Annotated in this window: 9 protein-coding genes; 4 read left to right on the top strand and 5 right to left on the bottom strand. The window is 52.4% G+C overall.

All coding sequences use genetic code 11. The annotated features are described in order from the left end of the window. Positions 1-111 precede the first annotated feature (111 nt). Positions 112-1476: a T9SS type A sorting domain-containing protein gene (locus ABD843_RS11800; RefSeq protein WP_345083371.1), complete on the top strand. Its 1365-nt coding sequence runs from the start codon at positions 112-114 to the stop codon at positions 1474-1476. 78 nt (positions 1477-1554) lie between these two features. Here the strand turns inward: ABD843_RS11800 and ABD843_RS11795 are convergent, their stop codons facing one another. Further along, the gene (locus ABD843_RS11795) at positions 1555-5181 is read right to left on the bottom strand and encodes a T9SS type B sorting domain-containing protein (protein WP_345083369.1); all 3627 of its coding nucleotides are present in this window, start codon (positions 5179-5181) and stop codon (positions 1555-1557) included. A gap of 255 nt (positions 5182-5436) precedes the next feature. Here ABD843_RS11795 and metK point away from each other — a divergent pair, with 255 nt between their 5' ends. Next, a complete protein-coding gene (metK, locus tag ABD843_RS11790; RefSeq protein WP_345083367.1) occupies positions 5437-6690 on the top strand; it encodes a methionine adenosyltransferase in 1254 nt (417 codons plus the stop codon). A 183-nt stretch (positions 6691-6873) separates the two neighbouring features. On the opposite strand, the gene mdh is transcribed toward metK, so the two are convergent. The 4 genes from mdh to amaB all read right to left on the bottom strand — a co-directional run bounded on the left by mdh (position 6874) and on the right by amaB (position 11666). Next, the gene (gene mdh / locus ABD843_RS11785) at positions 6874-7809 is read right to left on the bottom strand and encodes a malate dehydrogenase (protein WP_345083365.1); all 936 of its coding nucleotides are present in this window, start codon (positions 7807-7809) and stop codon (positions 6874-6876) included. A 161-nt stretch (positions 7810-7970) separates the two neighbouring features. Next, positions 7971-8672: a response regulator transcription factor gene (locus ABD843_RS11780; protein ID WP_345083363.1), complete on the bottom strand. Its 702-nt coding sequence runs from the start codon at positions 8670-8672 to the stop codon at positions 7971-7973. Between the two features lie 121 nt (positions 8673-8793). After that, positions 8794-10053, bottom strand: a complete 1260-nt coding sequence (locus tag ABD843_RS11775) for a hypothetical protein (RefSeq protein WP_345083361.1) — start codon at positions 10051-10053, stop codon at positions 8794-8796. A gap of 80 nt (positions 10054-10133) precedes the next feature. Beyond that, entirely contained in the window at positions 10134-11666 is a 1533-nt protein-coding gene (gene amaB, locus ABD843_RS11770) for an L-piperidine-6-carboxylate dehydrogenase (protein ID WP_345083359.1), read from the bottom strand. A gap of 148 nt (positions 11667-11814) precedes the next feature. Here amaB and ABD843_RS11765 point away from each other — a divergent pair, with 148 nt between their 5' ends. Both ABD843_RS11765 and ABD843_RS11760 read left to right on the top strand, forming a co-directional pair. Continuing rightward, entirely contained in the window at positions 11815-12255 is a 441-nt protein-coding gene (locus tag ABD843_RS11765; RefSeq protein ID WP_345083358.1) for a hypothetical protein, read from the top strand. Positions 12256-12682: 427 nt separating this feature from the next. Next, positions 12683-13354 carry a zinc metallopeptidase gene (locus ABD843_RS11760; protein WP_345083357.1) on the top strand — a complete coding sequence of 224 codons (672 nt, stop codon included), beginning with the start codon at positions 12683-12685 and terminating at the stop codon, positions 13352-13354. Positions 13355-13400: the final 46 nt, after the last annotated feature.

Below are 13400 nucleotides of genomic sequence, written 5' to 3'. Positions count from 1 at the left end.
AACGATCTTCATACTGCTACCCAAGCTATCACCCTGCTTCATCGTCTATTATAGCAGGTATATGCCATGTGCATATGTCCTGCTTATGTCCAGACCTAAAACAAAGACGTTATGAAGAAACTAATTACTACATTAGGTTGTTGCCTGCTCATGGCCACGGCCTCCTTCTCTCAGTGGACCACTGTATGCGGCACAGGCAATGGCATGGTGGTGAATATGGTGCCCGTGGGCAGCGATATCTACGCCACAGGCTTCTTCACCAATATCTGCGGCGAGAACGCAAAACATATCGCGCGCTACGATGGCGCCTCATGGCACGCCATGGACACAGGCCTCACCGATGCCGGGCACAGGATATCTGACATAGGTGGGACGCTCTACATATCGCCCTATATGCAAAGCGCCGATTCCAATTGGGTACTGAAGTGGGATGGCTCCCATTTCAGCCGTGTGGGCGAGGGTGTCTATCTTTCTACCGTCTCGCCCATGAGCTCCCGGGTCCCCAATATATACGATGTTGTGAGCTACCGTGGCCGCCTGGTGGCCTGCGGCGAGTTCGACATAGTAGGCGGCAGGCCCATCAAGGGCATCATGCAGTGGAACGGCACACAATGGGACAGTGTAGGCTCGGGGCTCTCTGGCGAGGTCGTCTTAACAGGTGTCATATACCCGCACCAGATGCTGGTGATAGATACCAGCCTATATGTAGTGGGCAATTTCAAATATGCAGGTGGCGTTACGGTCAATGGCATAGCCCGCTGGGATGGCTACAACTGGCACGCTATGGGCGCGGGTTTCAACAACTTCGTGTATGCGCTGGCCATGGTAAATGGCGAACTGTATGCAGGTGGCGAGTTCACCATGTCGGGCAGTACCGTACTGCAGCGCATAGCCCGGTGGAATGGTACCGATTGGGTACATCCCGGCTTTGGGGTGTATTACAGCACGGTGGCCATGCATGCCTATGTGCACACTATTGGGGCAGGCGGTACCAGGGGCATCTTCGAGGGTGGCTTCGATAGAGTGATCATAGGCAGCGACACCATCAATGCACGCAGCATCATAGCATTCGGCGGCGGTACGGTCAGTACGCTTGATGGTGGTATTACCAATGGCGAGCTGGAAGGTCTGATAACCTATGACGATACCGCCCTGCTGGTGGGTGGTGCCACATTTTCTGCCGGCGCTGCATCCCGCGTATCACGCTACCGCTTCCACGATCTTTCTGTGAACGGCACAGCCGTTGGCGATATAAAGGTCTATCCGCAGCCTTTTACCAATACATTGATAATAGAAACAACGACCACTACCCATACTGCCCACCTGTTGGACATGATGGGTCGCGAGACCGGCAGATATACACTTGCAAAGGGAGTGAGCGAACTTGCGCTCGGTCACTTGCCACCTGCTATGTATGTGCTGGAACTCACCGATGCCAACGGGAATATCACCTACAAAAAGGTACTGAAACAATAACTCCGACCCTTATGGTCTACTACAAAGAAAGGCCCGGAATGTTCCGGGCCTTTCTCTATGATGCATAGTTACATGTCCTTATCGCAGCAGTGTCACATCTCCCTTATAATACCTCAGCTTGCCGCTTGCCGACTCTACTATTATGCTGTAGTAGTACACACCTATATCCTGCGGTGTACCGCCGGTGGTACCATCCCAGCCGCCAGCGGGGTCATAGGCATTGTGGTACACTTCCTGTCCCCAGCGGTTGTATATAGTGAAGTCCACCAGCTTCTTGAACTTCATCTTACCTATCCGGAAGATATCGTTCAGGCCGTCATTGTTAGGCGTGAATGAGTTGGGGATGTATTCTATCTCGTCAAAGATCACGCGGATGATGACATCGGCAGAATCGCGGCAGCCCCACTCGTTCATACCACGCACGGTATACTTCGTTATCTCATCCACGGGCTTCACAAATGGGTTGGCTATGTACGGATCGCTAATGCCTTTGTTCAGCGGCGTCCATATGTAGTAGGTAGCACCCTCGGCATGCACCTGTACGCTGTCGCCATATGGTACGTCATACTTGTCCGCCTTTACTCCTGTCAGCTTTATCTCGGGCCTCAGCGTTATAGAGCCTGTATCGCTGCTCTTGCAGTTGAAGTGTGTGTACGTTAGTGTATACACACCCTGCGCCGCTGTGGTCACATAGGGTATTATGGGGTTCTGCTCGTTCGATGCAAAACCATTCGGCCCCTTCCACTCATAGGTACCGCCCGGTTTCGCATCCGCACCATACAACTGTAGTGCCAGTCCCACACATATAGGTGCATTGCTGCTTATCGTAGGCTTGGGCGGTGGTGGTGGGTCTGTCAATGTCACAGGCCCTGTCACGTTCGATACGCATGTGAACGATTCTACGAAGATACCTGTATATGTTCCCTGCTTCAGACCATATATCACCACATTGCCCAGCTCATCGGCCACTATAGGTACTGTTACGGCTACGCCGTTATACACATAGGCTACATTATAGGTCACACCGGGTACCAGTCCTGTCAGGGTAATGGTGCCCTCGTTGCCGCCACATGTTACCGGGTCGGTGAACTGTATATCGTTTATGTGCGGTATGGGGTTTATCACCACTGTTACCATACCCGGCAGCGATACACAGCCCGATGCTGTTGCCGTCACGGTATACACACCTGCGTTGGCGGCAGTGGCCGGGGAAATGATGGGGTTAGCCAGAACCGATGCGAAGCCCGCCGGCCCCGTCCAACTGAATGTCGCGCCCGGTACCGATGTCACACTTAGTGTCAGGGTGCCACCATCACATATCGGCGAGTTCGATGTTGGTGTAGGCGCAGGTGGCGCGCCTATGTCGGTAAGGGTAATGGCCCCATGCGTCACTCCCGTACATCCCTGCGGCGATGTCACCGATATTCCGGTATACGTCCCTGCCGAAAGACCCGTTATCACTACCGTACCACTGCCATCTGCTGTCAGGGACACTGTTACCGGCGTTGCTCCAAAGGTATAGGTCACAGTATAGGTGACACCCGGTGCCAGCCCCAGCAGCGATATAGTACCATCTGTAGCGCCACAGCCCGTAGGGTTCGTCTGCACCACCGATGCTATCGATGGGTTGGCATACACCGTCACTACTGCGGTAGCGGTACAGCCCGGGCTGGTGGTATAAGTTATCATAGATGTACCCGGCGAAATGCCTGTCACCAGGCCGGTACCACCGCCTACCACGGCCACCGGCAGGTTACTGCTGGCCCATGTGCCGCCCGGTAGCGGGTTGCTCAGTGTAGTGCTGTTGCCCACGCACATGTCCATCACACCGGTTATGCTGCCCGGCATGGCCAGTACGGTCACTATAGTGGTAGCATAGCAGCCTGCCGGTGTCTTGAAAGATATAAGGGAAGTTCCTGCGGCTATACCTGTCACCACACCTGTAGATGGCCCTATCACTGCTACCGATGGGTCCAGGCTCGTCCACACTCCCGGCCCCGATGGGTGCGACAGTGTGGTGGTACCACCTACGCACATTATCAGCGTACCGTTGATGGGCGCTATAGGCGTAACGGTGACACCCTGCGTTGCCTCTGCGGTCTGTCCGCATGCATCCGTTACGGTCACCGTATAGTTGGTCGATGTGGTTGGCGATAGCGTCGCCGGGTTGCCGGGTGTAGCACCGGGGTTCCATGAATAGCTATATGGCGGCACGCCGAAGCTGGGCGTAGTAGAAAGTGTTACCGATTGCCCCAGGCATATCGAGTTCGCACCGCTGGTTATGGTCACAGGTGTTGTCTCTACCGTACGCCCCGATACCGTTATCGTCAGCGGCGACCCTGCAGAAATGTAGGTGGATGCACATGGCGCCGTAGTGGCAAAGTTCTGGTAGAACCTCATGGTCAGGTTCAGCGGGTAAGATGGGCACTGTGGTGCAGGTATACACGATGCTATGTCTGAAAAAATGGACACATTGGTACCCGTACACGTTCCCGCGCTTGCCAGGTTGCAGAACCAGAAAAAACCGGCCACGCTCGGGCTGCGGCAGGTACCCTGCATAAAGTCTATGGCGCCGTTCAGCAGCAGAGCGCCACCGCTCGCCACATAGTTGAACGACCAGCGCACATCTGTCACCGTCACATTCGGTGGTACGGTGGCAGCGTTCACATAATTGCAGCTCACTGTATTCGATGGGCTGTAGGACGACCCGCCCACTGCCGATGCCGTTGCGGTCGTCACCAGCGGGTCTATCACTACAGGGTATGCGCTCGCACCCCTGTTCAGGTAGTCGCCGGGCAGCACTATGTCCACCGTATTGCCATCTATGTCGTACCCTATCATTTGCAGCGTATGCTGCACATCGTTCTGCTCATAGGCCGTCGCCGCAGATACCAGGTATTCTGCCTTGCCTGCACTATTGCGTATCTCTATATTGCCTTTATAGCCCTTCTTTTCAGGTGCATATATCGCATATCCGTCCGTCTTCCAGTGATCCCTTACCAGCAGCTTGCCTGCGGCATATGCAGGCATGGCATGTTTTATATAAAAGTTGGTCTTCGCAGTACCACGGGCAACATATACCTCCATATCCACACCGGGCCACACATCGGTCACATATACGCCATCATCGCCTGCTGTATGCTTGCCCAGGTCGGCATGGCCCAGGGATGTCTCCCTGCCGTCAGGCGCCACATATACCAGCTCCAGCCCATTGTTGAATATCACATCCACATCTGCCCTGCCCAGGGCCGTATGGCCGGCCTGCATGTCTATGGTCACAGGCACGGGCTGCTCTGTAGCAGCATATATACCCTTACCTACCTGTTGCAGTTGTGTCTTTATGGTCATCCACCTGCCGCTTGCATCTTTATAGTGCATAGAATGGCTGCTGGTCTGCTGCAGTATCTCGGTGCCATTGGTGCCTTCCTTTACAAATGTCTTCGACATCTCGGTACGCGAGCCCAGCACTTCGTAGCAATCCGCCGCAGGCGCCCCGGCAAAGAGCATACCCAGCTCGGGGTGCTGCTCATAACCTGTGTTCTTTTGCAGCGCCTCCTCTGAGACCTTTTTATATTGTGGTGAGAATGTGCGGTAGTTCCGCTCGCGCGAGGTCATGCCCTCCTGCACATTAATGGCTTTTTGTGCGGTAGCCACGAAGGGCAATAGGTATACTACCGACCAGATAAGGTATCGTGTCATATTCATTATGCGTAAATATACATGCAAATCTATGATATAATATGCGAAAGCCGACAAAACAGCAAGGAAATTCGGGCAGGTGCGCCGGCACACCATTTATCTGTGTAGCTGCAATATGCACAATATCTCATCTGCCGGTAAATAACCGGGGCTTTGAATGCAACTGCTATGAAAAAAACTGAAAAACACATAACAATTCCTACATTTGCACCCGACCATTTTTTTTATTGATTATTTCACCAAAAAAATATAGTACGAACAATGCCTTATTTATTCACATCAGAATCCGTGTCGGAAGGACACCCCGATAAAGTCGCCGACCAGATATCGGACGCTCTCGTTGATAATTTCCTTGCATGGGACCCCCAGTCCAAAATAGCATGCGAAACGCTGGTAACTACCGGACAGGTAGTACTGGCAGGCGAAGTAAAATGTAACACTTACATAGACGTACAGACAATAGCCCGCGAGGTGATAGCCAGGATAGGCTATACCAAAAGCGAATACATGTTCGAAGCCCATTCCTGCGGTGTGCTCTCTGCCATACACGAGCAGTCTGCAGACATCAACCAAGGTGTAGAGCGCAAGAAGAAAGAAGACCAGGGTGCCGGCGACCAGGGTATGATGTTCGGCTATGCTACCAACGAAACGGCCAACTATATGCCCCTCGCGCTCGACCTCGCGCACAACCTGCTCCTCCAGCTTTCGGCTATACGCCGCGAAGGCAAGCAGATGAAGTATCTGCGTCCCGACGCAAAAAGCCAGGTAACTTTGGAATATGACGACAACAATAGGCCCGTACGCATAGACGCCATAGTTATCTCTACCCAGCACGACGATTTCGCTGAAGAAAAGGCCATGCAGGAAAGGATAACGAAAGATGTGAAGACAGTACTCATACCTCGCATCCTGAAGAGCTACCCTCAGTACAAGCATCTCTTCAACGAAAAGATAAAGTACCACATCAACCCCACAGGCAAGTTCGTGATAGGTGGCCCACACGGCGATACCGGCCTCACCGGCCGCAAGATCATCGTAGATACATACGGTGGCAAGGGCGCACACGGTGGCGGTGCGTTCTCTGGTAAAGATCCCAGCAAGGTAGACCGCTCTGCAGCATACGCTACCCGCCACATAGCCAAGAACCTCGTTGCTGCCGGTGTGTGCGACGAAGTACTGGTGCAGGTATCATACGCCATAGGCGTGGCCCAGCCCATGGGTCTGTATGTGAACACTTACGGCACTGCCAAGGTAGACATGAACGATGGTCAGATAGCTAAGATACTGGAAGGCGTGTTCGATATGCGTCCTTATTTCATAGAAGAGCGCCTGAAGCTGCGCCAGCCTATGTATAGCGAATGCGCCGCCTATGGCCACATGGGCCGTGTACCCGTTACCGTAGACAAGACCTTCAAGAGCGCCGATGGCAAGACCAAGAAAATGAAGGTAGAGCTCTTCACATGGGAGAAACTGGACTATGTAGCAAAAGTGAAAAAAGCCTTCAAGCTGAAATAAAATCAGCTGATGAAGTAATTAGCTGATAAGCTGATGTCCCACTATACTGAAAGAAGCCGCTAATGCGGCTTCTTTCTTTTTGTAAGATCTCGCCCAACAGTATTGGGCAAAAAAGTAGAGCCGCTCTCAAAGCGGCTCTACATATATATCATCAGCTAATTATCACATCAGCTTATCAGCTAATTAAGCAACAAGCGTATCCAGCACCTGGTTCATGTTGCGAACCGCCTCTGCCGACTTATTGAACGCGGCCATTTCTTCCTCGTTCAGTTTGTAGTCTATTATGCTTTCCCAGCCGTTGCTGCCTATCACTACAGGCACGCCCAGGCATATATCGTTCTGGCCATATTCGCCTTCCAGCGATACGCAGCAGGGGAATACTTTCTTCTGGTTGCGCACTATCGACTCTACCAGCTCGGCTCCTGCAGCACCCGGTGCATACCATGCCGATGTGCCCAGCAGCTTCGTCAGCGTAGCGCCACCCACCATAGTGTCGGCAGCTACCTGCTTCAGCGTATCCGCGCTCAGCATGTTCGATACCGGAGTACCGTTCAGCGTGGCCAGGCGTGTCAGGGGTATCATGGTAGTATCGCCATGGCCGCCTATCACTGTAGCGTGCAGGTCGTTGGCAGAGCAGTCCAGCTCTTTCTGCAGGTAGCACTTGAAGCGTGCACTATCCAGTATACCACCCATGCCTATCACTCGGTTCTTTGGCAGGCCTGTGGCCTTCAGCGCCAGGTAGGTCATAGTGTCCATCGGGTTCGATATCACTACTATTATAGCATTAGGCGAGTATTCCAGCGCGCTCTTGCATACTGTCTCTACTATGCGTGCGTTAGTGCCTATCAGCTCCTCGCGCGTCATGCCGGGTTTGCGGGGTATACCCGATGTGATAACTACCACATCCGAGCCTGCAGTTGCAGCATAGTCATTGGTAACACCCTTTACGCGGGTATCGAAACCGCACAGCGATGCTGTCTGCATTATATCCAGCGCCTTGCCTTCTGCAAAACCTTCCTTGATGTCCAGTATCACCAGTTCTTCGGCCAGTTCCCTGCGGGCAATGTTATCTGCGCAGGTAGCGCCTACAGCACCGGCGCCTACTACAGTAATTTTCATTTACTTTTTATTTTTTAGGTGTTAGATAATATAAAATTGCGCTGCAAAGATACAGCATGGCAATGATAATATGGTCCATCTTTATCTGTCCGTTACTGTTGCACGCACATAAAAAAGGGGCCGTACGGCCCCTTTTCCCAATATAATATCCACACGGTACACTATTCCGGCACCACCAGGCGGAAGCCATTACCATGTATGTTCACTATCTCTACAGAGCTATCCTCTTTCAGGTACTTGCGCAGCTTGGCAATGTATACGTCCATACTGCGGCCGTTGAAGTAGGTATCGCTGCCCCATATGCGCTTCAGCGCGGTCTCGCGAGGCAGCAGGTCGTTCTTGTATTCGCACAGCATCAGCAGCAGCTCGTTCTCCTTCGGCGACAGCGTATTGGTATCCGCGCCATGCTTCAGCGTGCGCAGCTTGCTGTTGAAATGGTAACCACCTATATTGAACTCCACCTGAGAGTGGTTCTTGTCATGCATTTCCTGGTTGCGCTTCAGTATGGCCTTTATCTTCAGCAGCAGCACTTCGCTGTCAAAAGGCTTGGTTATATAGTCGTCGGCGCCCAGCTTGTAGCCCTGCAGTATGTCCTCCTTCATGCTCTTGGCCGATAGGAAGAACAGCGGCACATCCGGGTCTACATTGCGTATCTCCTCTGCCAGCGTGAAGCCATCCATGTTCGGCATCATCACATCCAGCAGGCACACATCGAAACGCTCCCTGCGGAAGGCAGCCAGGCCCAGTATACCATCGCGGGCCAGCTCTACAACAAAATCGTTCAGCTCCAGGTAGCTTTTCAGTACCTGTCCAAAATTAGTATCGTCCTCTACAAGCAGTATTTTATTTTTCTCTTTTTCCATGTCTGTGGTTTGTACACCAAATATAATACCATATGACCACAGAATGTGCAATATTTTGTTAAGGTGCATCACCATACCGGTCATACCTCTATAGCGCATATCCGCCCCGCATCCACAGGGCCTATTTCAGGTGCGGGTATTTGCTGTAAGTGTGGCTGTAGGCGCCATACACCAGCCCTATGGTACAATAGTTGCCGTGCAGGTCGGTACCGCCTCTGTTCCTTATATCCGTTATATAGTATCTGCCCTGCAGCGCCAGGTAAGAGAATTTTCGTGTTTCTCCCCTCACTTTGTTCCGTACATACAGCTTATACCCCACTCCCGGGTTCACATACCATATGTTCAGGTAGTGGTCTATGGTAGAGCTCCCCTTCCGTGTCTCATCTATTTCATTCAGTGTCTGTATGCCCTCATATCCTATGCCCCACAACAGGTCCAGCTGATGCTTGCCCCTCTGCCACAGGGTATGCGTCACATCCATACCCAGGTACGCCCCAAAGAAATAATTCGTAGAATACAGCGAATCTTCCGTATACACCATATAGGTATTCGCTGCCCTGTTCGTCCTGAACCCTACCACCATATCCCATGCCGTCTTATAGGTCTTCCCACCCATATTGAAACCGAAGCTCGGGTGGTTGCCCAGTAGCGCCAGTTTATCGGTGGGCACCCATATCCCTGCGGTCATGCCATAGCTGTATCCCTGTATACTCTTGTCATACTTCTTGTAGTCGTGGTACACATCATACAATATCGATCCGTTATACAGCACAGAGTCCAGTTCGGCATAGCTTACCCCCTTGGGGTCGGCATAATACCGCAGCAGGAAGTCTTCCACAGGTGTGTACTTACGCTTCCCCTGCAGATCCCTCGCCATTTCCCTCAGGAAATTATAATAACGCTCGTAAAAGTCGTAGAACTCCGTTACGTTCTTCGGGTATGCATAATTATTTTTCTCCCAGGCCGTATAGCTCCTGTCAAATATGCTGCCCTTGCCTGCTGCTTTGTAGTCGTTCAGCATAGCCAGTATGCCGGGCCTGTACACATCGCTGTCTATGGCCACCGGCCTTTCTCTCGGCATCAGAAAGTTGTTGCTGCTTATATATTCGTTGAAGTCTCCCTTCCTTATACTGTTCAGCAGCCCTATAGAGAAAACTCGCTCGGTCATCTGGCAATGCCGCTGCCAGAAGCCTATCAGCGCATCCATAGTATCTGTCTTCCCTTCACGGTACAGGCGCTGCACCTCGATCACGGCATTGTATTCTACCTCGAAGCAACTGTACAGCCGCTGCTTTATAAGTGGCTTCACGGCCTCCTCGCTCACCTGCCCTCTTGCACCTGCGGCTATACACAGGCAGCATATCAGCAATAACTTCCTCATCGGGTATATTTTATAAAAAGTGTACACACAAAAAATGCGGCACAAAAATGCCGCATTTTTCTATATCTATCATCAAATACTTATACACTGAATTTTATACCCTGTGCCAGTGGCAATTGGTCGCTCCAGTTTATGGTGTTCGTCTGGCGGCGCATATATGCCTTCCAGCTATCCGACCCGCTCTCCCTGCCGCCACCTGTTTCTTTTTCACCGCCAAATGCGCCACCTATCTCTGCGCCGCTGGTGCCTATGTTCACATTGGCGATACCGCAATCGCTGCCCGCGTGCGACAGGAACAGTTCCGACTCGCGCATGTTCAGCGTCATTATAGACGAAGACAGGCCCTGCGGTACATTGTTCTGCATGGCTATCGCATCCTGCAGCACATCGAATTTCATTATGTACAGTATAGGCGCAAAGGTCTCATGCTGCACCACTTCCCAGTCGTTCTGCACCTCAAATATGCAGGGCTTTACATAGCAGCCGCTCTCGTAGCCCTCACCTTCCAGTACGCCGCCGGCCACTACAGCCTTGCCGCCTGCTTTTTTTACCTGAGCTATGGCGTTGGTATAGGCCGCTACAGCGTCCTTGTCTATTAGTGGGCCCACATGCGTGTTCTCATCCAGCGGATCGCCTATCACCAGTTGCTTGTAAGCCGCTACTAGCTTCTTCTTGAAGGCATCATATACCGATGAATGTATCATCAGCCTGCGTGTAGTGGTGCAGCGCTGGCCTGCTGTACCTACCGCACCGAATATGGCCGCGCGCAGCGCTATGTTCAGGTCGGCATGCTCTGATACTATGATGGCGTTGTTGCCACCCAGCTCCAGCAGCGACCGGCCCAGGCGTGCAGCCACCGTAGCGCCCACAGCCTTGCCCATTCTTGTCGATCCCGTGGCCGATACCAGTGGCACCCTTGTATCGCTGCTCATCCATTCGCCCGTATCGCGGCCGCCCACTACCAGGCCACACACACCCTCGGGTACGTTATTGGCCTTGAATACTGTTGCTATTATATTCTGGCAAGCTATGGCCGACAGCGGCGTCTTTTCCGACGGTTTCCATACACAGGTATTACCACACACAAAAGCTATCATGCTGTTCCAGCTCCATACCGCTACCGGGAAGTTGAATGCGCTTATCACACCTACTACACCCAGCGGATGCCACTGCTCGTACATGCGATGCAGCGGGCGCTCACTATGCATCGTCAGGCCATAGAGCTGGCGCGACAGGCCTACTGCATAATCACATATATCTATCATTTCCTGCACCTCGCCATAGCCCTCCTGCAGGCTCTTGCCCATCTCGTACGATACCAGTTTGCCCAGCGGCTCCTTGTATTTGCGCAGTGCCTCGCCTACCTGGCGCACCACCTCGCCGCGCTTGGGCGCGGGCCACATGCGCCATTCGGCAAATGCCTGCTGTGCCTTGTCTATCACAGCATCATAGGTCTCGCGGGTCACGGTGGTCACGGCGGCTATCTTCTTGCCATCCACCGGCGAGAAAGATTCTATTTTTTCGCCCTTGGCCTTTAGCCATTCGGCGCCTGTTGCGGCTCCTTCGTTCACCTTTTCTATACCCAGCTTGCCCAGCACTTTGTCCATTTTCATATTATCGTATAGTTTAAGGCGGCAAAGTTACTTCAATTAGCCCGCAAGCGAAAACAACTCTCCCACCCGGCCCCTCATAATTTTTTGTTACTGAACCCTATATAAGGTGTCCATAAAACTGTATATTTGAAACCATAATTTCCGCTTTATGAAGAACAGGATACTCTTCCTTCTTATCATTACTATCTCATTTTTCGCACCTGCCACCACTCATGCAGGTTTCCTTATGAAAAAACATGCCGTGGTACGCACTACCGCCGCAGCCACTACCACATCATCTGCCACCGGTGCCGATGCCCGCAACGCCCAGGTAGCCGAAATGCTCTCTACCCTGCAAGAGACCCGCTCTCCATCCGGCACCTTTGTGCGCATGCTTTATAGGGGCCAGGTCAGCACCATAGCCTTCATTTTCGCCATTCTCGGTTTCTTCCTGCCCATATTCGCCATAGGCGCCATACTGTTCGGCTTCCTCGGCTTCTCCAACAGGAACTTCAGCAAAAAAGGCTACGGCATCGCAGCCTTCATACTCGGTATCATAGCCGTGTCCATACTGGCCTTCGGCGGTCTTGCACCATTGCCCGTATTCTAGTAGCTACTTTGCCACCACATATATAATGAAAAATAGAGGTCATAATGACCTCTATTTTTTTATGCATCGTCCCAACCACCTCTTTGCGAGGTCGGCACAAACAAGTACATCAAGTATCGAACCAATACATGCACCTCTCCTACACACTATGTCACTTCTGTTTGGCTCCTTCACTTTGTACATACACATACATCCCATCTCCTCCCCTTGGGGCAGGCCGGGAGGGGCTTCACTAAACCGAGGTAAAACTGCTACAACAAATTGACCCTCAATAAATCGCAGCAAAAAAATGTTATATCCCCGATCATGGCTATCAAGCTATCCTTCAAATCAAGGTTCAGACTAATATCTGCCATTTTTACTTTGGTAAGCTATTTGATGGTATACTATAAAAAGAGCAAACAAAATGATGGGATATTATTTGCTTATGGGTGTTCTGTTCCTTGCGGGAATGGCCGTAAGCGCTACACTGAGACGCAAATTCACCGAGTATGGCCAGATACCGCTCTCGCAGGGCCTTAGCGGCCGCGAGGTGGCCGAACGTATGCTGCGCGAAAATGGCATCAACGATGTGCGTGTCACCACATCCGAGGGCTTCCTGTCCGACCACTACAACCCTGCCAACAAGACCGTGAACCTCAGCCCCGATGTCTATTCGGGTCGCAGCATATCTGCTGCCGCAGTGGCCGCCCACGAATGTGGCCATGCGGTACAGCATGCCCGCTCATATAGTATGCTACAGCTCCGCAGTACGCTGGTGCCTGTGGTACAGGTAAGCACCACACTGGGGCAATGGGTCATATTGGCGGGCCTTGGTGTCATGGGTTTTGGCGGTGGCAACCAGACCATCCTGCTCATTGGCATAGCCCTCTTCGCCATGTCTACCCTCTTCTCGCTCATCACGCTCCCCGTAGAGTACGATGCCAGTGCCCGCGCCCTTAAATGGATGGAGACCACACACCTCACTTCTCCCCAGGAACACGACAAGGCTGCCGATGCCCTGCAATGGGCTGCCCGTACCTACCTTGTAGCTGCCCTGGCCTCTGTGGCACAGCTCGTATACTTCATATCGGTATACCTGGGCCGCCGCGACGATTAACTTACTTAACAACAGAACAGGCCGCGATCGCGGCCTGTTCTGTTAG

This window comes from Nemorincola caseinilytica (assembly GCF_039540515.1).
In the GTDB taxonomy this organism is placed as follows: domain Bacteria; phylum Bacteroidota; class Bacteroidia; order Chitinophagales; family Chitinophagaceae; genus Nemorincola; species Nemorincola caseinilytica.
This window is presented reverse-complemented; position numbering and strand designations above follow the sequence as displayed.